At 69.9% G+C, this 20,463-nt stretch carries 19 protein-coding genes; 8 read left to right on the top strand and 11 right to left on the bottom strand.

Features of this window, described 5'->3' with window-relative positions:
- Positions 1-134: 134 nt before the first annotated feature.
- Complete coding sequence (locus tag Q9R02_RS15845) at positions 135-1,376, bottom strand: dipeptidase (protein ID WP_305997676.1); 1,242 nt, start codon at positions 1,374-1,376, stop codon at positions 135-137.
- Positions 1,377-1,474: 98 nt separating this feature from the next.
- Here Q9R02_RS15845 and Q9R02_RS15840 point away from each other — a divergent pair, with 98 nt between their 5' ends.
- A complete protein-coding gene (locus Q9R02_RS15840; protein WP_305997675.1) occupies positions 1,475-2,362 on the top strand; it encodes a hypothetical protein in 888 nt (295 codons plus the stop codon).
- A gap of 69 nt (positions 2,363-2,431) precedes the next feature.
- On the opposite strand, the gene Q9R02_RS15835 is transcribed toward Q9R02_RS15840, so the two are convergent.
- Positions 2,432-3,085, bottom strand: coding sequence for a LysE family translocator (locus tag Q9R02_RS15835; protein WP_305997674.1), 654 nt, complete (start codon positions 3,083-3,085; stop codon positions 2,432-2,434).
- Between the two features lie 151 nt (positions 3,086-3,236).
- On the opposite strand from Q9R02_RS15835, the gene Q9R02_RS15830 reads away from it, so the two are divergent.
- On the top strand, positions 3,237-5,777 hold the full coding sequence (locus tag Q9R02_RS15830; protein WP_305997673.1) for a helix-turn-helix transcriptional regulator: 2,541 nt from the start codon (positions 3,237-3,239) through the stop codon (positions 5,775-5,777).
- Here the strand turns inward: Q9R02_RS15830 and Q9R02_RS15825 are convergent.
- The 7 genes from Q9R02_RS15825 to Q9R02_RS15795 all read right to left on the bottom strand — a co-directional run bounded on the left by Q9R02_RS15825 (position 5,701) and on the right by Q9R02_RS15795 (position 11,281).
- Positions 5,701-6,240, bottom strand: a complete 540-nt coding sequence (locus Q9R02_RS15825; protein ID WP_305997672.1) for a signal peptidase I — start codon at positions 6,238-6,240, stop codon at positions 5,701-5,703. The genes Q9R02_RS15830 and Q9R02_RS15825 overlap by 77 nt on opposite strands.
- Positions 6,237-7,958, bottom strand: coding sequence for an RCC1 domain-containing protein (locus Q9R02_RS15820; protein ID WP_305997671.1), 1,722 nt, complete (start codon positions 7,956-7,958; stop codon positions 6,237-6,239). The genes Q9R02_RS15825 and Q9R02_RS15820 overlap by 4 nt, the downstream gene beginning before the upstream one ends.
- The gene (locus Q9R02_RS15815) at positions 7,955-8,650 is read right to left on the bottom strand and encodes a hypothetical protein (RefSeq protein ID WP_305997670.1); all 696 of its coding nucleotides are present in this window, start codon (positions 8,648-8,650) and stop codon (positions 7,955-7,957) included. Before Q9R02_RS15815 ends, Q9R02_RS15820 begins: the two co-directional genes overlap by 4 nt.
- Positions 8,634-9,272, bottom strand: coding sequence for a hypothetical protein (locus Q9R02_RS15810; protein WP_305997669.1), 639 nt, complete (start codon positions 9,270-9,272; stop codon positions 8,634-8,636). The genes Q9R02_RS15815 and Q9R02_RS15810 overlap by 17 nt, the downstream gene beginning before the upstream one ends.
- Entirely contained in the window at positions 9,269-9,910 is a 642-nt protein-coding gene (locus Q9R02_RS15805; RefSeq protein WP_305997668.1) for a hypothetical protein, read from the bottom strand. Before Q9R02_RS15805 ends, Q9R02_RS15810 begins: the two co-directional genes overlap by 4 nt.
- Entirely contained in the window at positions 9,907-10,494 is a 588-nt protein-coding gene (locus Q9R02_RS15800) for a hypothetical protein (protein ID WP_305997667.1), read from the bottom strand. The genes Q9R02_RS15805 and Q9R02_RS15800 overlap by 4 nt, the downstream gene beginning before the upstream one ends.
- Positions 10,495-10,579: 85 nt before the next feature.
- The gene (locus Q9R02_RS15795; RefSeq protein ID WP_305997666.1) at positions 10,580-11,281 is read right to left on the bottom strand and encodes a hypothetical protein; all 702 of its coding nucleotides are present in this window, start codon (positions 11,279-11,281) and stop codon (positions 10,580-10,582) included.
- 235 nt (positions 11,282-11,516) lie between these two features.
- Between Q9R02_RS15795 and Q9R02_RS15790 the strand changes: the two genes are divergently transcribed.
- The 4 genes from Q9R02_RS15790 to Q9R02_RS15775 all read left to right on the top strand — a co-directional run bounded on the left by Q9R02_RS15790 (position 11,517) and on the right by Q9R02_RS15775 (position 17,148).
- Complete coding sequence (locus tag Q9R02_RS15790) at positions 11,517-11,876, top strand: ArsR/SmtB family transcription factor (protein WP_305997665.1); 360 nt, start codon at positions 11,517-11,519, stop codon at positions 11,874-11,876.
- The gene (locus tag Q9R02_RS15785) at positions 11,873-12,955 is read left to right on the top strand and encodes a cation diffusion facilitator family transporter (protein WP_425279293.1); all 1,083 of its coding nucleotides are present in this window, start codon (positions 11,873-11,875) and stop codon (positions 12,953-12,955) included. The genes Q9R02_RS15790 and Q9R02_RS15785 overlap by 4 nt, the downstream gene beginning before the upstream one ends.
- A 63-nt stretch (positions 12,956-13,018) precedes the next feature.
- Positions 13,019-15,181 (top strand): bifunctional copper resistance protein CopD/cytochrome c oxidase assembly protein, encoded by a 2,163-nt coding sequence (locus tag Q9R02_RS15780; protein ID WP_305997663.1) that lies wholly within the window; start codon positions 13,019-13,021, stop codon positions 15,179-15,181.
- Positions 15,178-17,148: an NHL domain-containing thioredoxin family protein gene (locus Q9R02_RS15775; RefSeq protein ID WP_305997662.1), complete on the top strand. Its 1,971-nt coding sequence runs from the start codon at positions 15,178-15,180 to the stop codon at positions 17,146-17,148. Before Q9R02_RS15780 ends, Q9R02_RS15775 begins: the two co-directional genes overlap by 4 nt.
- Before the next feature lie 71 nt (positions 17,149-17,219).
- Here the strand turns inward: Q9R02_RS15775 and Q9R02_RS15770 are convergent, their stop codons facing one another.
- Positions 17,220-18,215, bottom strand: a complete 996-nt coding sequence (locus tag Q9R02_RS15770) for a hypothetical protein (RefSeq protein WP_305997661.1) — start codon at positions 18,213-18,215, stop codon at positions 17,220-17,222.
- Between the two features lie 250 nt (positions 18,216-18,465).
- Here Q9R02_RS15770 and Q9R02_RS15765 point away from each other — a divergent pair, with 250 nt between their 5' ends.
- Both Q9R02_RS15765 and Q9R02_RS15760 read left to right on the top strand, forming a co-directional pair.
- Positions 18,466-19,083 carry a DinB family protein gene (locus Q9R02_RS15765; protein ID WP_305997660.1) on the top strand — a complete coding sequence of 206 codons (618 nt, stop codon included), beginning with the start codon at positions 18,466-18,468 and terminating at the stop codon, positions 19,081-19,083.
- A complete protein-coding gene (locus Q9R02_RS15760) occupies positions 19,076-19,951 on the top strand; it encodes a GNAT family N-acetyltransferase (protein WP_305997659.1) in 876 nt (291 codons plus the stop codon). The genes Q9R02_RS15765 and Q9R02_RS15760 overlap by 8 nt, the downstream gene beginning before the upstream one ends.
- Here Q9R02_RS15760 and Q9R02_RS15755 read toward each other — a convergent pair.
- Positions 19,933-20,373, bottom strand: coding sequence for a DoxX family membrane protein (locus tag Q9R02_RS15755; protein WP_305997658.1), 441 nt, complete (start codon positions 20,371-20,373; stop codon positions 19,933-19,935). The genes Q9R02_RS15760 and Q9R02_RS15755 overlap by 19 nt on opposite strands.
- Positions 20,374-20,463: the final 90 nt, after the last annotated feature.

Raw genomic sequence — 20,463 nt, 5'->3', positions numbered from 1 at the left:
CTAAGACCCACAGCGCCGATGGTACTGCACCCGAGAGAGTGTGGGAGAGTAGGACACCGCCGGACACAACCACCAGCGAAGCCCCGGAAGCAACGACGCTCCCGGGGCCGCTGCATTTAACACACAAAAACCACCTACACAGCCCCAGGCCAGAGCGGATCCCTCGCGGCGTCCTCGGTGGCCTGAAGGATACGCAGCACGTTCTCCCCGGCCAGCGCCGCAAGATCGGCCCCGGACCAGCCGCGCTCCTTCAGCTCGGCGAAGAGCGTGGGGTAGGCGGAGACGTCCTCCAGCCCCTCTGGGAAGCCGCTGGCACCGTCGAAGTCGCCGCCGATCCCGATGTGCTCCACGCCGGCCACTTCGCGGAGGTGGTCCAGGTGATCGGCGGCGTCCTTGACCGTGACCCGCGGGCGGGGGTGCTCGGCCAGCCACGCCGCGAAGCGATCCTCCTCCTCAGAGGAGGCCCCGTCGTCGTGCGTGGAGGCGTCTGCAGGACCCTCCTCCGGTTCCGCGCCGGGGAAGAGCGGCTGAGCCGGCCAGCTCCACTCGGACGGGTGGAGCCTGTCCGCCTCTGCCTCCCACTCTGCGCGTGAGCGGCTGAGGAAGGAGGAGACGAACGCGGCCTGGACGACGCCGCCATTGGATTTCAGGGATTCCAGGATGTCATCCTTGACGTTCCGCGGGTGCGGGGTCACGGCGAAGGCGGAGGAGTGGCTGAACAGCACCGGCACATCGGTGGAGTTCAGGACGGCGCGCTGCGTGTCATCGGAGGTGTGCGACAGATCGGCGATGATCCCATGGCTGTTCAGCGCCGCGAGCACCGAGGCTCCCTCCGGATTCAGCGCGGAGGCCGTCTGGCCCGTGGCGCGGGGCCCATCCGTGGAGGAGTCCGCCCACTCATTGCTCTGGAAATGCGTCAGCGTCAGGTAACGCAGCCCCAGACGGGCGAGGGTCCGGAGGACACCGGGCGAACGGGCGATACTGTGGCCGCCCTCCGCCCCCAGAAGGGAGGCGACCTTGCCGTCCGCGAACGCGGCCCGCACCTGATCGGCCGTGAACGTCAAAGCGAAAACGTCCGGATGGGCGGCCACCAGCCCATGGATGGCATCGATCTGTTCGAGGGTGGAGGTCACCGCCGCGTGCTTCTCCAGCGTGGACGGCACGTACACGGACCAGAACTGGCCGCCGAGCCCGCCTGCCCGGATCCGCGGGATATCCGTGTCGAACTCGGGACGGCCGGTGTCCAGGCCGTCGAACGAGTAGCCGTCGGCGCGCAGCCTGGTGGCCAGATCATTGTGGCCGTCCAGGAGGAGGTGACGGGACAGGAACTCGCGGGCCTGCCGCAGGGCTTCGTCACTGTGAAAACGTGTGCTCATAAGAGGACGCTAACCATCCGCGGGGTCGCGGCGGAAGGGAGGTGAACCCGCAGAGGGAAGCGCGGCCCTCGGCAGCCGGCCGTGACATGATCACCACCATGACCGATCATCTCAGCGCGGGGAAGTTCATCACCGGCCACGCCAGGCTCCTGGACCGCCACCGGCATGCGGCGCTGAGGGAACCGTCCCACCGGCACGGTGAGGCTGTCATCCAGGCCCTGGAGGCCTACCGGAACCCCGACGGCGGCTACGGCTGGGGTCTGGAGCCCGATCTGCGCTCCCCTGAGAGCCAGGTGGCCGGCGCCTTACATGCGCTCGAAGCCCTGGCGGACGCGTGGCCTGCCGTGTCCGGACGGCTCCCGGCGCTGCTGGACTGGCTGGAGTCCGTCACCCTCCGGGACGGAGGCCTGCCGTTCGCGCTCCCGGTGGCCGACTACACCGCGTGCGCCCCGTTCTGGGTGTCCGCCGATCCCAAGGAGTCATCGCTGCAGCTGACCGCCGCCGTCGTCGCTCAAGCGCATCGCCTGGCCGTGCGGGACCGGCGCGTGGGCGCCCACCCGTGGCTGGCGCGGGCCACCGGCTACTGCCTGGCGCGGATCGAGGAACTGGACGAGCGGCCGTTCGCGTACGTGCTCTCCTTCTCTCTGCAGCTCCTGGACCGGCTGGCGGGTTCCGATGAGCGCGCAGCGGCCCAGCTCGAGCGCCTGGGGAAGTGGCTCCCGGAGGACGGCACCATCACCGTCGACGGCGGTGCGGTGGGGGAGAGCCTGCATCTGACCGACTTCGCGCCTGAGCCGGGCGGCCCGGTGCGCGCGCTCTTCTCCGACGCCGCCGCGGAGATCGCGCTGGCCAGGCTGGAGCGGGAACAGGACGACGACGGCGGCTGGCCGGTGGACTTCTCCAGCTATTCGGAGGCTGCGGCGCTGGAGTGGCGCGGCTATCTGAGCGTGCGGGCCGCCGCCGTGCTGCGGCTGAATGGCCGCTGACGCGGCGCTCTGCCTGACTCAGCACCCCGCCTGCCTCGGCGCTCTGCTTGGCTCAACGTCCTGCCTGACTCAACCCTTGGCGGTCTCCACGATGGCGACGACGCCGAACGCACCCAGGGCGGTGCCCGTGACACGGTCGATGATCTTGCGGAAGCGGGGGCCGTCCAGCCAGCGGCGGAAGAAGTGCGCCGCCGTGATGATGACGACGAACCAGGCGATGGCCTCCAGGTTGCTGATGACGGAGAGCATGAGACCCATGGCCAGCGGCGCGATGCCCGGAACCAGGAATTGCGGGATGACGGCCAGGCAGAACATGCCGAACTTGGGATTCAGGATGTTGGACAGGAAGCCCTTGCTCCAGGTCTTGCCCAGGTGTTCCGGCGCGATGGCCGCCTTCCCCGCCGGGGTGTCCACCGTGGCGTCCTGAGTCTTGGCGAAGGACGCCTTCCAGAAGCTGAATGCGAGCCACAGCATGTAGCCGGCGCCGATGATCCGCAGCACGTCGTAGGCGATCGTGGAGACGGCCAGGAGCGCGGAGACCCCGGTGGCCGCGGCGACGCTCCAGATGAACGCCCCCGTGATCATGCCGAGGCCCGCCATGTAGGCGTGTTTCCTGCTCTGCCCCAGGGCATAGCGGAGGATGAGGGCCGTGTCCGTTCCGGGAAGGATCGTGATGAGGACGGAGAGGGCGGCATAGCCGAGCAGAGACTGTTCCAGGGTCACCGTTCCAGTGTAGAGTCCCGCCGTCCCGCGCCCTCCCGCGCAGGAACGCCGGACGGCGGACGTCGGGACCCGGGCGTGCCTTCTCCGCGCGGGCACCGGCTCTGCCAGGATGGAATGACAACCCGGACGGGTCTGGGAGAGCAGGGACTGGATGATTTTCGAGGACGAGGTGGCCGTGGCGCGGGCCGCGCTCCGCCAGGGGAAGAGCGTCCGCATCGTCGGCGGCCGGGGCAGCGGGAAGAGCACCGTGCTCGCTGCCGTGACGTCGGTGCTGGAGCGTACGGGTGAAACCGTGTGGTGGATCCGCGGCGAACCGGCCGCGGCGGAACAGCCGGGCTATGTGGTGGACCGATGGTCTTCCGAACTCGGAGTTCCGGCACGGCCCCGCTCCCTGGCCGGCACTGTGGACGAGCTGACGGCGCGTGTGGGGCCCACGGCCGTGCTGGCAGTGGACGATCTTCATCTGGTGGACCCTCTGTCCTTGAAGGTCCTGGCTTCCGTGCGGGACCGGCTCGGGCTCCGGACTGTCCTGGCACTGCCGGTGGACCCCGAGCGGCACCTGGACTTCCCGCCCCGGTGGCCCGAACGGATGGTCACCCTGGAACCCATCACGATCGCCCAGACCGCTCAGATGGCCCATGAGGTTCTGGGTGGCGGGCTTGACTCCGCGGCCACCGCGCGGGTGTACGGGAAGACCGGCGGTATCCCCCTCCTGGTGAGCGCCGTTCTGCTGAGCGCCCGTGACCGCGGGCTCCTGGTGGAACAGGACGGGCTGTGGATGCAGAGCGGCGCCACCCTGTGGAACCCGGATCTCATCCCCCTCACCGTGGAGTTCCTCGGCGGGGACGATTCCGAGCTGACCGAGACCCTCCGGGCACTGTCTCTGCGCGACGCGGTGAGCCTTGAGGAGGCTCTGAAGACCTACGGACAGGAGGTGCTGGGGCGCGCCGCGGACCGAGGACTCGTGCGTGTGGGTCCCGCCTCGCGCGGATCCACGGTGTCCCCGTGGCCGCCGATCCTGGTGGACTGCTTCCGTCGCGGAGTGCACCCCCAGAGGAGGGATTACGACGAGCGGCGAGGCCCCGCGACGGCGCTGGGCGACCGGGACACCGCGACCATGGCGACTTTGGCCAGGACGTTCGAAAGTCACGAGCAGGAACTGTCCGATCTGGCACACCGTGCGTGGCAGGACGCGCCGGGGCCTGCCACGGCGGTGGCCTATTTCCGCGAGGCATCCGGGGACCCCCGGAGAGCACAGCACGTGGGGCGTGTGCTGCAGGAGACGGCCGGGAGGCGGTTCGAGGCCTCCTCGGACGACTTCCTGCTGGCGTTTGCGCGGGCCCAATGGCTGGCCCTCCAGGAAGGAGACCCGGCAGGTGCCCGGATCCTCCTCAGGGATTTCGCCCAGGACAACCGGCGCTGGGCGGGCACGGCCGCGGCTGCGGTCAGCCTGCTGGACATGATGACAGGTGGCGGTGTATCCGCTCAGGCGTCCCACCTGGCCCGCGATCCCGGGGATCCCTTGGGCCTGTGCCGGGGCGTCGACACACTCATGCTGCTGGCACTCGGCAGGGTCTCCGAGGCAAGGGAGCTGAGCGAGGCTCCCGGCTCCACGGGTCCCCTGGGGCGGGTGGGCTCGTGGAGCGGGTTGATCATCCCGCTGATGGAGGGCGACGTGGACCGGTGTGTGGCCGCCGCCACGGAGATGATGACCCGCTCGGCGACAGGCCTGGACCGCTCATCTTTCGTCATGGCGTCCTATGTGGCGATCATGGGGCATCATTACCGGGGGGAGGGCCAAGCCCTGCGCAACGTCCTGGACGAGGCACTCCTGGTGGGCTGCCCGGAGATCCTGTTCATCCCGGCCTTCGCCGCCTTCCTCAACCTCAGGGGCCTCACAGCATTCTTCGACGGGCAGACTGCCGCCCAGGAGGATCATCTGTACGAGGCGTCCCTCCTCAGCCCGCAGATGGGTCCGTTCCTGGGCATGGGTATCGACATCGTCCGTGCCGTGACGGAACAGCCCCTGGCCTCCGACGCCTTCGATGAGGAGGTGGCCGCCTGCGTCCGGCAACGGCGGGAGAAGGGCTATGTCCTCGGCGCGGTTCAGACGGCGTACAGCTGCCTGGCCGTGGGATTCGGGCCGAAGACCGCAGAGGAATTCCGGCGTGCTCTGGCGGAGAGCGACATTCCGCTGTTCCAGCCACTCGGCGCCCTGGTGGCCTGCCTGCAAGACGGGCGGCTGGAGGACGTGGAGCGCGCCGTCGAAGACTCGGTGCATTGTCCGGAGTACATGCTCTTCCTGCTGGTCCGGTCCGCCGCCCAGGCCGAGGAGACAGCCGGGAGGACGGAGCGGGCCGGCCGGCTGCGGGAGCTCTCCGCCACCTTGGCCGGGAGCGGCGGCCGGCACAGCGAGCCGCTGGCGCCCGCCGCGGCGGGAGACGGCGCCACAACGGTGAGTCCTCGTGAACTCGAGGTGGGGCTTCTCTCAGGGCGACTCACCAATCAGCAGATCGCCGACCGTCTGGGGCTCAGCGTCCGCACCGTGGACAACCACATCTCGAATGCGCTGAAGAAGACCGGGACCGCGTCCCGGCACGAGCTGTACCGGTTCCTCACCGGTGAGCCCGGTCGGGCCGGCGTCGTGCCTTCCGCCCGGGCAGCAGCACCACGGCAAGGAACACCACGGTGACCAGCGCGACGGCGGCCAGCCCCGCGGGCGTGCGGAAGGCGAGGGCCAGCGTGCCCAGGCCGGGGATGGTGGCGAGGTGCTTGCCCACCGTGGCCACCGGATACGGCACCGGGTCATCGGCGAGGTTGGCGTCGCCCTTGAGGGTCAGCGAGGTGACCCCGTTGCGGTCCTTGTCCAGCGCGACCACCCGGTGGGTCACGGTGCCGCGACCGTCCGGGAGGGCCGCGGTGACGATGTCCCCGGCCCGGACATCCACCACGGGTTCCGGCTTCACCAGGATGAGCGATCCGGTGGGCAGGGTGGGCTCCATGGACCCGGACACCACGGCCTGGGGCCGGATCCCGAACGCCACTCCGAGCAGGAACAGGATCAGGCACAGTGTGCCGATGGCCGCTCCGATCCAGAGCAGGGCTGAACGGATCACGGAGAAGACCGCGATCATCGGGCCGGGTGTGGAGGTCATTCGCCTGCCACCTTTCTGGTTTCCGTGGCGCGTCCCGTGACGGGGCGGCCGAAGGGGTTGGCCTGGTCGACCGAGTCGTAGTCGTAGATCTTGTAGCCCTTCTGGGCCGAGGCGGGTTCCTTGCAGGTCCGGAAGTCGGTGCCCGCCACGGTTCCCGCGCCCCAGGCGTAGAGCCGGCCGGACTCGGTGGTGGCCCAGGCGGCGCATTGCGTGGTGCTGATCCGCGTGACCTTGTCCTCAACGGGGATTCCCGCCACCGGCGTGGCTGAGGAGACCAGGTCCGTTGCCGCTGTGGGTGTGTTCCGGGCGGCGTTGCAGTCCGGCTTGCCGGTGGGACGCCCGATCGCCTGGCAGTAGTTGTTCCAGCCCCAGCCCAGGACCCGGCCCTCCGTGGTGAGGGCCTGGACCGAACTGATCCCGGGGCTGAACGAGCGGATCGTGAGCGGTGTGCCGGCCACGCTGACCGTGGTGGGCCAGTGTGGGTTGCTCCCCGGAGACCGGCCCAGGAAGGGGTCCCCATAGTTGAGCGTGGAGGCCTTCCAGGTCTGGAGCTTGCCGTTCTGGGTGAGGAGCAGGGTGGCGCGTGCCGGGAAGGCGAGCTGACGGACCGGGCAGCCCGACTCGTCCGTCTTGCCCACGCCCTTCACGCTGGAGCACTGCTCCAGCACCCCGGCCTGCAAACGTGCGTTGACGATCGCTGAGAACCTCGCGTGGCGTTCGGTCTCCGAGCGGAGGAGGGACTCGTCGTAGACAAGGCCGTCCACCGTCCGGTACAGCTCCGGGTACTCCTGGAAGAGCACGCGATTGGCCCGTTCGTTGATGGACGGGCAGGTGGTGCTGGTGATGCCGTTCCCGGAGCCCGGAGGCTGCATGTTGTCGAAGCCCCAGCTGTAGATCAGGCCGTTCTGCCCCACGGCCCCCGCGGCGTTGTTGCCTCCCCAGACCGAGTGCCACAGAACCCGGCCCAGGTTGTTCCCGCCGCCGCCGTCGCAGCGGGTGAGGCTGGGCGCCCAGGTGGTAAGGTCCACCCTGAACGGCAGCGCGGCGTCGACGCCGGGACCGGCCGGGCGAGGAAGGTTCTCCCCGCCATAGCCCCAGGCCCAGAGCTGGCCACTGCCGTCCAGCGCCAGGAACTGGTTTTCGGACCGTGCGATGGACCGGATGTGCGGCAGCGGAGTGCCGTCCGCAGTGGTGGTGACGCGGCCCACGGTGCGGGACTGCTCCGCACTGATCCCGCCGCGGCCGATGAGGCCGTATCCGTGGCGGCCGAGCGCGCCGCCGTAGACGGCGCCCCACGTCCAGACCTGGCCCCGGCTGTCCAGCGCCATGTAGGAGTTGGTCCAGTCGTACACGGTGGAGAAGTCGTTGGTGGATCCTGCCGCGTCCACGATCACGGTGCCCTCAGGGAAGGACACGCGGCTCGGAGCAGCCGTGCCTGCCGGGCGCTGGCCGTTGCCGTCGCCGTTGCCTCGGAACCCGGTGATGTACAGCTCGCCGCGCGCAGAGATGAACAGCGACGACGCCGCGGACTGGTCGTAGTCGGTGGGCGGGGAGTCCAGCCCGGCCGCCGTCGTCAGCGCCGCCTGACCGAAAGTCGAGTCGGTGAAGCCGGCCGAGGTGCCGGGGACGCACGCCGCCGTCAGGGCGAGGAGCGCGGCGCCCAGGCAGGCCACGAGCCGTGCCGTGCGGGGCGGGCCGGCGATGCTGGAAGTGCTCATGCGTGGGACCTTCCGGTGAGAGTGAAGTGGACGGAGAGCCGCTGCGCCGAGATGTGCTGCAGCGCCGATGAATCCAGGAGATGAATGAAAACGGTGACCGAGCCGATGGCGTCCTGGCCGCCGTCCCAGCGCTCGCCGACGGCCTGCGCCTGGCCCTGGCGCGAGGGGAGCGGCGTCAGCCCGGGGATCCCGAGCGGCTCATCGCCTACTTCGACGCCACGTTCCGGGGCGGACGGATCGCCCAGCAGGGTCCGGGTCCGTCCCCCGACGGTTTCCCGGGCGGAGATCCGGAGATGCGGGAGGAGCGATGAGGTCTCTCCTCCGGTCAGCTCTCCCGCGAGCCGCACCGACAATGCCGGATCGACGCCGGCACCCGGGGCGTTGCCTGCCAGGGTCAGCGGCAGTGCGAGCGTGGTGCCCGGAACCATCCCCTGGGCCGGTGCGAACGTCAGCACGGCAGGAGCGTCACCCTGGGTGATCTTGCCGATCCGTCCGTCCCGGTCCAGTGCGGCGAGCTGGAAGCTGCCGGTGACCTCGGTCTGCAGCGCAGCGGTATCCCGCAGGGCCGCCGAGGTGCCGGTCACGGAGAGGGCGGTGGCGGCCAGTGCACCACCCGCCGTGACCAGCAATGCGGCCCAGAGAACGGCCCGCCGGGATGTGAGGGGCGCGGTGCTGTCAGGCGTGCGGCTCATGGTCCTCGGCCTCCTTCTCTCGTTTCCGGCGCGCGGGCAGCAGGAGGATCCCCACGATCATGAGCGGCAAGGCGACGGCCAGGATCCACAAGCCTCGGGCCCCGGTGATGGCCAGGGACCCGTCCGGCAGGCCGCCGGAGTCCACCCCGCCCGGATCCCCCGTGCCCGTGAACGTGAAGCGCAGGCTCACCGGAGCGCCCCGGTAGTCGTCTCCGGCACCCGCCGGAAGATGAGCCGTTGCCCGCAGCGTGCGTTCCGCCCCCGCGGGCAGCGCGGCGAGGGCGACGTGCTGGTCCAGCAGTTCGTCGGCGGTGCCCCCGACGAGCAGCCCGCCGTCGTCGGCATGCACCGCCAGCCGCAGTGGGTGGGGGCCTTCCGTGGCGGCGCCGGTGGCCTCTCGGAGTGCCAGCGACAGGTCCAGTGTGTGCCCGCCGGTGTTGCGCACGTGGAGCGGGACCTCCACCGTGTGGCCTGGCGCGGGCGTTTCGAAGGTGACCAGCGCGCCGTCGCTCTGCAGCGCCCCGCCGTCCCCCTCGGCGGAGTGGGCCAGCGTCACCGGAGCTGCGACGGCCGCGAGCAAGCACAGCAAGGCCCCCAGGACCGATCCGAGCCGCCGGGTCATGTCCAGTCCGTTTCGAGCGCGATGATCTCCCCGCCGACCGTCTCTCCGGTCACCTGGACTCCGAGGTCCAGTGCCTGGGCATAGTCGGCCGGCGTGGCCTCCGGACCCATCCAGACGTGGAGATCCAGCCGCGCCGAGCGCCCGGATTCCAGTCGCTCCGTCACCAGAGCGCCGTCGGGATGGCTCTGGAACCACGTCCCGGGGAGTACGGTGCCGTCGCCCGCCTGCCGCCCGTCGACCTGAAGGCCGACGGCGAGCCGGCTGAAGAGTGCAGTGCCCGCAGTGCCGCCGTCGAGCTTCAGCCGCAGTGTCACGACAGCCTGCGGCGAGAGATTGTGGATCTGCACGGGGACGACGGCGGTCGGCACCGTGGGCCAGCCGTGCGGGATCTCGGCGAGGGCGCGGACGGGCACGCCGGGGTTGGCCTGGGGGAGGGCCTTCGCCTCCGCTGCGGTGGGGTGCTGTGAGGTGCCGTCTTCGCTTTGGGCGATGTCGATGGAGCCGTCCGCGCGAGCCTCCCCGGTGAACCCGGCGTGGAACGCGGCCTGTGTGGTGGTGACCGTGGCGGCCAGAGCAGCGGCGCTGAGCAGGACGACGACGGCGGCCCGGACCGTGCGAGGGACGGCGCGGAGGGTCATCGGGACGCCCCGTCCGCGCGCAGGCCCAGCTGTGTGGCGGCGCCGTTGAATTCATTGCCCGCGGTGGCAGGCAGCTGCACGGTCAGCTCGAAATGCTGGACTTCACCGGGGGATAGGTGCGCCGGCCATTCGGCGGTGAGCGGCCCCTGCCCGGCGGCGAGAATCCGTCCAGCGCTGTTCAGGGTGAACGTCAGTGCCGGGAAGAGATCGGTGGTTCCGGCAGGCTGGTCCGGCTGGTAGAGGCGGAGCCGCAGGCTGCTGGCGAGCCGGGGGGCGGCGTTGCGGACGGCCAGCTGGAATGTGCGGCTCTCCCCGGGGAGGATCCGCAGCGGAGCGCCGTCCGGTGTGCCGCCGATGGTGAGGGCCGTCGGGTTGCCCTCGGCCCAGTCTGACTCAGCGGGCGCCCAGGGTGAGGTGGCGGAGCCCGCGATCTGAAGATTGAACTCGTGACCGGCTCCGGCCTTCCCGAGGGCGATGATATCCAGGTGCTCCGCGGGGAGCGCGGTGGTGGCGAGCGAAAAAGTGCCCAGGAGGCTGCCGGTGGCAAGCCAGGCCCTCTTCGGCAGTGCGAAGGGATTCGTCACGGTCGGCCTTTCTGTGGGATCGGGAGATCGAGTGGGCCTCTCGCCGCCCCTGAACGCCGGCGAGAGGCCCACTCGATGGGTCCGGTCAGTTGATGGCGGTGCCGTCGAAGCGCGCCTGGACGGTGGCCTTGCCGCCGTTGGCCGCGTTGTCGTCCTCGGCCGAGTCGAGCCTGATCTTCAAGACGGCGACCTTACCGGCCGTGGCGTCGAGGTTGCCGAGGGAGACCCGGCCGCTCTTGCCGCCCGGGGCGAAGGCATCCATCGGAATCGGGGTCCAGCCGGCTGCACTGAGGTCGGAGGCGTCGTCCACCATGGCGATGTCCACGGCCAGCTTCTGGCTGTAGGCGGCGTTCTTGGCGTCCGCCACGGAGTCGCCGCCGGCCTGCGTGGTGTTCTCCAGGGTCAGGTCCAGGCTGGAGCGCATGGTCTGGGAGGCGTTCCGCACCGGGATCTTCGCGTAGATGGCCTGACCGCCCGGGATGAGCGAGTCAGCCCCGGCGATGGTGAGCGTCTCCGCGTCCGGGTTGGCCTCCAGCCACTGGGCATCCTGGACATCGGACACGTGGTCCACCTGCTGGGTGGCGACCTGGATGTTGTACTTGTTCGCGTCGCCGCCGAAGCCTCCGGCGCCGTTCAGATCGAGCAAAGCGAAGTCGGTGAATGCCGCGGAGGTGGCCAGCGCGCCGAAGCCCAGGAGGGCCGCTCCGGTGATGATGGCCCGCTTCCGGCCGGTGCGCCGTCCGTCTTTGCTGTCAGTGGGGTTCGTTTCGGTGGTGCTGATGGTCATGCCGTACTCCTGAGGTGAAAGTGGTTGCACCGGGTCCGTGGACGCGGTGGTGACTTCTTCAGGAAAGGCGAGTCGCAGGGGGACTGGGTATCACAATGGGCTTGGTTCCGCCCTTGATAGGTATTTGATATCGGATTTTCTTCGACATTGAGCAGGTGAGGTCAGCTCTAGGTATAGGTATTGGTAAGCACTGCCTTCATTGCTGCTCGCGATCCCTTTCTGCCACTATCTGCGTATGGATGCAGATAAGAAGCTTTGCGGCCGCGACCCTGAATCGGAGTTCGTGGAGCTCGCCGTGGAGGTGTTCGCCATGCTGGCCGACGCCACCCGGATCCGCATCATCCTGGCGCTGCGCGCCGACGGCGAACTGACCGTCAACGCGCTGGCCGAAGCAGTGGGCAAGAACCCCGCGGGCGTCTCCCAGCACCTGGCCAAGCTCCGGCTGGCCCGTATGGTCACCGCCCGCCACGAGGGCACCCGTGCCTTCTACCGCCTCACGGACGAGCACGCCTCCCAGCTCGTCACCGACGCCATCCTCCAGGCCGAACACTCCATCGGCGGAACCCCCCGGCACCACCACACCCCTCAGGACTGACATTGAGCCACGATCACGACCACGGGCACCCCCGCGGTCCTACGCATGAGCACCTCCACGACCACGATCATGAGCACGGGCATGACCACTCCCATGGTCATGGCCACAGCCACGAGCACGGCCATGACCACGACCACTCGCACGGCACCGGCCTGAAGGCCCGCCTGCACGAGTTCTTCGTCCCCCACACGCACGACTCGGCCGACTCCATCGACGACGCTCTGGAGGCCAGCACCGAAGGCGTCCGCGCGCTCAAGATCAGCCTCTTCATCCTGCTGGGGACCACCCTGCTGCAGTTCGTCGTCGTGCTTTTCAGCGGTTCCGTGGCCCTCCTGGCCGACACCGTCCACAACTTCTCCGACGCCCTGACCGCCGTGCCGCTCTGGGTGGCATTCGTCCTGGCGCGGCGCCCGGCCAGCAAGGCCTACGGCTACGGCCTGGGCAAGGCGGAGGACCTCTCCGGCCTGTTCATCATCGCCGTCGTGGCGCTCTCCGCCGTGGTGGCGGCCTGGCAGGCCATCGACAGGCTCCTGCACCCGCAGCCGCTGACGAACCTGTGGTGGGTGGCGGCCGCCGGCGTCATCGGATTCCTGGGCAACGAGTCCGTGGCCGTGTACCGCATCAGGGTGGGCCAGCGCATCGGCTCCGCCGCCCTGGTGGCCGACGGTGTGCACGCCCGTACGGACGGCTTCACCTCGCTGGCCGTGGTGGTCGGCGCCGTCGGCGTCATGCTCGGTTTCCCGCTCGCCGACCCGATCGTCGGCCTGCTCATCAGCGCCGCGATCATCGCGCTGCTCTGGGGCACGGTGAAGAACCTGGGACGGAGACTGCTCGACGGCGTGGAGCCGGGACTCGTGGACCGCGCGGAGCACGCCCTGGAGCACGTGGACGGCATCCACGCGGTGGAGAACGTGCGGCTGCGCTGGTCGGGACACCGGCTCCACGGCTCCGTGGCCGTCACCGTGGACCCGGCCTTGAGCGTCGCCGGCGCCGACGAACTCCGCTCCGACGCCCGCAGGCAGCTCAAGGCGCATCTCCCGCACCTGGAGGACATGGTGGTGGAGGTCCGCGGAGGCTGAACGCCCGCTGTGAACCGGGCCCCCGATTCGACCGGCCCCCGGCCCGCGCGGGAGAATGGACCCATGCCATCTCGTTCCGGTCCCAAGGCCCAGCCGCGCCCACTGCCAGCCGCAGGGGACGCCGTCCGCGGCCTGGGCCCGGCCTGGCAGTTCGCGGCGCTCGCGGTGGCCGTCGTGACCCTGGTGCTGGGACTCCTCTTCACCGGCGCCGCCGGGGTCCGTCAGATCAGTGACCCCGGCGCCGTCGTGCGCTGGGGCCTCCCGATCGCCAAGACCGCCCACAACATCAGCCTGGCGGTCACCGTTGCGGCGCTCGCCTTCGTGGTGTTCGTCCTGCCGCGCACCGTCCGCGCGCCGCGCCGGACCGGCGGGGACGAGGACATCCCGGAGCACCCGGCCTTCACCCGGACGCTGCTGGTGGCCGGGATCGGCGGAGCCGCCTGGACCCTCTCCGCCATCGCGGTGCTGATCTTCACCTATGCGAACGTCTCCGGGCAGCCGATCAGCGGAGACTCCCAGTACACCAATGAGCTGGTGGTCTTCGTGACCCAGCTGCCGCTCGGCCAGGCCTGGCTGTTCGTGGTGATCGTGGCCGCGCTGGTGGCCACCGCCTGCTTCGGGCTGCGGAACACCACCGGGCTCGCCTTCACGCTCCTGCTCGCCCTCGTGGGCATGATCCCGCCCGCGCTCAACGGCCACGCGGCCAGCTCGGACGACCATGCCGGCGCCGTCAACTCGATCGGCCTGCACGTCCTGGGCGCCTCGCTCTGGGTGGGCGGCATCGTGGTCCTCGCCCTCATCTCAGGGCTCCTGGGCCGCGGGATCACGGGCGCCGCCCGCAAGGACGTGACCGCCCCGGTCCTGAAGCGCTTCTCCGCGCTGGCCTTGGTCTGCTTCTTCCTGGTCTCCGCGTCCGGCGTGGTCAGCGCCGCCATCCGCGTCACCAGCTGGCATGACCTCTTCTACTCCCCGTACGGCCAGCTGGTCCTGGTCAAGGGATTCTGCGCGCTCGTCCTGGGCGCCATCGGCTACATGCACCGCGCCTGGATCATCCCTCGCCTCGGCGGGAACGGCGGCACGGCCGGAACCCTGTCCGCCCGCCGCGTGCTCTGGCAGGTGATCGGCGTGGAACTGGTGGTCATGGCCGCGACCAGCGCCGTCGCCGTCGCGCTCTCCTCCTCCGCTCCGCCCGCCGTGACCAAGTACGCCGAGGACGCAAGCCCGGCCTTCATCCTCAGCGGCTACGAGCTCCCGCCGGAGCTGACCACGGAACGCTGGTTCACCGAGTGGCGCCTGGACTGGCTCTGGGTGGCGGTGGCCGTGTTCGCCGCCGCGGCCTACCTCCTGGGCCTGATCAAGGTGATCCGCCGAGGGGACCGCTGGCCCGCCATGCGCGCCGTGTCCTGGTTCCTGGGCCTGGTGGCGCTGACGTACATCACCTCCGGCGCGCCGAGCGTGTACGGGCGGGCGCTGTTCTCCATCCACATGGTGGATCACATGGCACTGACCATGGTGGCCCCGATCTTCCTGGTGCTCGGCTCGCCCATCACGCTGGCCCTGCGCGCGCTCAGCCCGCGCACCGACGGCAGCCGCGGCCTGCGCGAATGGACCCTGGCCTTCGTCCACTCGAAGTTCTCCCAGCTGGTCACCCACCCGCTTTTCGCGGCCGCCAACTTCGCCGGGTCCATCGTGATCTTCTACTACTCGGACCTCTTCGGCTTCGCCATGAAGGACCACGTGGGCCACGAGCTGATGAACCTGCACTTCCTGCTGACCGGGTACATCTTCGCGCTGACCATGATCGGTGAGGACCCGCTCCCGCGCCGCGCCCCGTTCCCCATGCGGCTGCTCCTTCTGCTGGCCACCATGGCGTTCCATGCGTTCTTCGGCGTCTCCATCATGGGCGGCACCGGCCTGCTGGCCGCGGACTACTTCGGCAATCTGGGCCGCACCTGGGGTCCCAGCGCGATTCTGGACCAGCAGCACGGCGGCGCGATCGCCTGGGGCATCGGCGAGGTGCCCACGGTTCTGCTGGCCATCGGCGTGGCCATCATGTGGTCCCGCTCGGACGAGCGGGAGACCCGGCGCAAGGACCGCGCGGCGGACAGGAATAACGACGCCGAGCTCACCGCTTACAACGACATGTTCAGCCGCCTCGCGGCGCGGGACAATTCATCCACCGCGGCTGCCGCCACCCCGGCCCCGGAATCGAAGGAGAAGGAATGACCATCGAGAACGCGTCCTCCGTGCGCGCCGCCACCCGCGTCCGCGCGTCCGAGCTGGTGGGCCGCAACTGGCTGAACACCGGCGGGGAACAGCTCTCCCTGGAAGCGCTCCGCGGCAAGATCGTGCTGCTGGACTTCTGGACCTTCTGCTGCATCAACTGCCTGCACGTCCTGGACGAGCTGCGCCCCCTGGAGGAGCAGTACAGCGACGTCCTGGTGACCGTCGGCGTGCACTCGCCGAAGTTCGAGCATGAGGCGGACCCGGTGGCGATCGCCGCCGCCGTGGAGCGCTACGAGATCCACCACCCGGTCCTGGACGACCCCGAACTGGACACCTGGAAGGCCTACACGGCCCGCGCCTGGCCCACCCTGGTGGTGGTGGACCCGGAGGGTTACGTGGTGGCGCACCTCTCCGGCGAGGGCCACGCCGACGGCCTGGCCGTCCTGATCCCGGAGCTCATCGCCGAGCACGAGGCCAAGGGCACCCTGCACCGCGGAGACGGCCCCTACGTGGCCCCCGAGGCCACCTCCGGCACCCTCCGCTTCCCGGGTAAGGCCGTGTTCCTGCCCGCGGGACGCGGTTCCGCGTCTGCGTCCAATGGCTCCTGGCTCGTCTCCGACACCGGGCACCACCGCGTGGTGGAGCTCGCCGACGACTTCGACACCGTCCTGACCGCCTTCGGTGACGGCACCAAGGGATACGACGACGGCGCGGCCGCCACCGCCCGCTTCAACGAGCCGCAGGGCGTCACCCTCCTCCCGGCCGAGCTGGCCGCGAAGCTCGGGTACGACGTCGTCGTGGCCGACTCCGTCAACCACCGCCTGCGCGGCATCAGCCTTGCCACCGGCGCGGTGACCACCCTGGCCGGCAGCGGCGTGCAGCGCCTGCTGGAGGCCGGCCCCGCACGGGTCGACGACGAGGGAGCCGGCTACGGCGGCCCGCTCGGCGAGGACCCGCTGCAGGTGGCCCTCAGCTCGCCGTGGGATGTGCTGTGGTCCGAGGCGCTGCAGACCGTGGTGATCGCCATGGCCGGCGTGCACCAGATCTTCGCGTTCTCCCCGGAGACCGGTGAGGTGTCCATCCTGGCCGGCAACGGTCTGGAGGGCCTGCTGGACGGCGCCGCCGATTCGGCCTGGTTCGCCCAGTCCTCCGGCCTGGCTGAAGGACCGGACGGGTCCGTCTGGGTGGCCGATTCGGAGACCTCCGCGCTGCGGCGTCTCGTGCCCACCGGCTCGTCCGACGGTGCCCGCGTGAGTGTGGAGACCGCCGTCGGGAAGGGCCTGTTCGACTTCGGCTTCCGTGACGGCGCCGCCGCCGACGCGCGCCTGCAGCACCCGCTCGGCGTCGCGGTCCTCCCGGACGGCTCCGTGGCGATCGCGGACACCTACAACGGCGCCGTGCGCCGCTACGATCCCGCCACCGGCACGGTCTCCACGCTGACCCGTGGCCTGGCGGAGCCGAGCGACGTCCTCCTGGACACCCGGGGCTCCGAGCCGCTGCTCGTGGTCGTGGAGGCGAACAAGCACCAGCTCGTGTACGTCCCGATCCCGGCCGAGGCGCAGCAGGTGGACGAAGGCGCCTCCCAGACGCAGCGTCCGACGTCGCCCGTGGCGCCCGGCGGCTTCGAGCTGGCGGTGCGCTTCACCGCGCCCACCGGCCAGAAGCTCGACTACCGTTGGGGCGACCCGACGCAGCTGAAGATCTCCTCCACCCCGCCGGAGCTCATCGTGTCCGGCGGCGGCACCGGGGAGGGCCTGAACCGCACCCTGGAGCTGTCCTCCGAGGTCACCGAGGGCATCCTGCACATCACCGCGCGCGCCGCCGCCTGTGACGGGGCCGAGGGGCCCGACGGGGAGATCCCGGATCACGCCGCCTGCCACCTCTACCAGCAGGACTGGGGCATCCCGGTGGTGCTGACCGCCGAGGGCGACAGCGAACTGGTCCTGGACCTGCGCGGCATGGACTGAGTTCTCCCGCGAGAGTGCAGATGATGCCGCTTCCCGTCACGGGAGGCGGCATCATCTGCACTCTCGCGTGGTCAGTAGTCCACGATCGGGGTGACCGTGACCTTGTCCGGAGTGAAGCTGAGCGCCACATTGAAGCTGAAGGGGTGGATCTGCTCCAGCGGCGCCACCTGGCCGGTGAAGAGATCCTGCGCGCTGGCCTGGAGCCTCGCCTTGCCGCCGAGCGGGGAGACCACCCAGCGGCCGTTGTAGGGCTGGATGTCCACCTTGGGATATTCCACCAGCGACCATTTCACGGTCCCGGGCACCACCCGTTCCAGCCCCGCGTGGTAGAACGGGCAATCCGGCTGGAGCTTCTGGTCCTTGGTGGCCTTGGCCGCGCAGTCGTCCAGGTACTGGTGGACCTGGGCCGAGACCGCATCCACCAGGCCTTTGGTGGCCGCGGTGCTCAGGCGCACGGTCTGGTAGTCCGTGCTCTGCTGGAGCGCCGCGGTCTGGGCCGGGGCGGCGAAATAGGGGGAGGTGTAGGACGCCCCATAGCTGCCCGGGAAGAACGCCGGGAACTCGGCATGGCCTTGCGGGGTGTTGACCGTGACGCCATTGATGCTGGCCAGATTGGAATTGACCACGTTCACGGTCACGGAGGCCAGCGGGGTGGAGACGATCTGCCACCGGGTGAAGAACAGCCATTCGCTCCCGGCCGGCTCCACTGCGAAGTCGGTGTGTCCCGGCGAACCGTGGAGGGTGTAGCTGACGGGCACGGTCTTCCGGCCGTCGGCCTGCGGTGCCGGATCCCCGACCTTCACATCTTTCAGATCCGCCACAGCGGCCTTGAGGGCCGCCCCGTCCAGCAGGCTCGGATTACCCGCCGGGACCTGGGCGCGGAGCAGGCCGAGGGCCTTGCCGCCGTCGCCGGCCTGCAACGCCGACAGGTAGGCGCGCACCGGTTCCTGGGCGCCCGCGGGCCCGGCGTTGACGACGGCGATCGTCACGATCGCGGCCGCGGCCACCAGCATGATGCCGGCCAGCCAGAAGGCGGCGGTCTTGATGGTGGTCTGTGTCCACGTCACGCTCTGCAGCCCCTCACTTCCCGTCGTCGGCGCCGCGGACGGTCCGGACTTTTCCCTCGTTGGTCTTGGAAGCCATGGGCCTAAGCGTAGCGGGCGAGGGGTCCCAGGCCGAGGTACGAGGGCGGGGAGGACGCTACGCGGTAGCGGGCGAGGGGTCCCAGGCCGAGGTACGAGGGCGGGGAGCACGCTACGTGGTAGCGGGCGGGATCCAGCCCGTCTTCCTGTCGCACCCCTGCCGTAGGCTCGTGGCATGACTCACACCCCCGAGGAACATAAAGCCACCCTGCACCGGTACCTGAAGGCGCGCAGGGCCGGACTGCTGGCGAAACTGGACGGTTTGCACGAGTACGATCTCCGCCGCCCCATGACCAGGACCGGGACCAATCTCCTGGGCCTGGTGAAGCACGTTGCCACCACGGAGGCCGAGTACTTCGGCCTGGTCTTCGGCCGCCCCTTCGGCCACCCGATGCCCTGGGCCGGGGAGGACGCGGAGGACAACGCGGACATGTGGGTGCCGGAGACCGAATCGGTGCGGAGCATCCTCGATCTTCACCACGCCGCAGCCGCCCACAGCGACGCCACCATCGAGGCGCTGTCCCTGGACGCCCCCGGCGTCGTGCCGTGGTGGAAGCCGGAGACGCGCGAGGTGACGCTCCAGCAGATCCTGGTCCACATGGGCCTGGAGACCGCTCACCACGCCGGCCACGCGGACATCATCCGGGAGCTGATCGACGGGAGCATCGGCTACACGGCCGGGCATCCGAACCTGCCGCCCTTCGACGAACAGCGTTGGGGCGCCTACCGGGACGGTATCGAACGCGCCGCGCGGGCCGCCGCCGTCGCCGCGAGGGAGGAGATCCATGACTGACACTGCAATGACTGACTCAGTACTGCTGCTGGCCGCCTACGACACCCAGCTGAGGCTCGACGCCGAGGCGCAGGGCGCGCTCGCCCGTCGCCGTATCCGCTGGGAGGCCGACGACGCCGGGGTCGGACTCGAGCTGATGGTCGCGGTGTTCACGGGCCGGTCCGGTTTCATCAGCACCGGACCGCTCGGAGAGGACCCGGCGAGGATCCGCGAGGCGCTGGCTGAGCCTTCCGTGATCGCCGCGCTGGTGCGCTTCGGCCTGGAGTCCGTTCGCGAACTCGCCGGAGAGGAGGGGCTGGCCACGCTCGAATGGAAGACCCGGTCCCACGACGCGCTCCCCGGGCTGCACGAGGCCCTCCTGGCGGAGGGATTCGAAGCGGGCGAAGAGGAATCCGTCATGATCGGGCGGGCGGAGGCGCTCGCCGTGGAGGTGCCGCTGCCGGAAGGCATCACCCTGCGGCCGGTCCGGACCGAGGCGGACGCCCTGGCGCTCTGCCTTGCCGCCGAAGAGGCGTTCGAGGGGGATCCCGCGAACGCCCCGCGGCGCGCGGCGGATCTGATGGCCCGGCTGGCCAACGGAACGGGCGTGGAGGCCTGGATGGCCCTGGCTGACGGCTCGGTGGTGTCCGGCGGACGACTGGAACCTGTGCCCGGGACGGACTTCGCCGGGATCTGGGGAGGGTTCACCCTCCTGCCCTGGCGAGGTCAAGGGATCTACCGGGCGCTGACGGCGCGGCGTGCCCGGACGGCGCTGGAGAGCGGAGTCACGCTGGTCAACAGTGACTCCACAGATTACTCGAGGCCCATCCTGGAACGGTACGGCTTCACCAGGGTCACGGGCACCACGCCTTATGAACTGACGTTCTGAGCGGCCGGAGCCGTCCGGGTCCCGGAGACACTCAGCCGGTTCAGGGCCAGCGCGGCCACCAGCAAGCCGAAGTCACGCAGGGCGACGTCGAAGAAGCCCGGCAGGATCAGCAGGTTGACGATGATGCCCAGCAACCAGAGGGAGGCCACGAGGGAACCGACCCGGGGCTTCCACGCCACCAGCAGACCGGCGATGATCTCGATGACACCCACCGCGTACATGAATTGCTGCGGGGCGACCGGGACGACGTGCGTGGCGGTCGGAGCCAGGTACTGAGGCCAATAGGTGAGGAGGTTGAAGAACTTGTCCAGGCCGAACAGGATCGGCGCGACGGTGAAGATGGTGCGGAGCATGAGGAATGCCTGATGGCTGCCGGCTGTCAGGGCGGGAGGGGCCTTTCGCGTCGCTGGGTGCGTGTACATGATCACTCCTTCTAAAACTTGATATTATTGATTTTAGAACTGAGTGATCCATCGCACAATGGACTTCCGCCGCAGAGTAAGGTTCCGTCC

The organism is Arthrobacter horti (assembly GCF_030731045.1).
Taxonomy (GTDB): domain Bacteria; phylum Actinomycetota; class Actinomycetes; order Actinomycetales; family Micrococcaceae; genus Arthrobacter_E; species Arthrobacter_E nanjingensis.
This window is presented reverse-complemented; position numbering and strand designations above follow the sequence as displayed.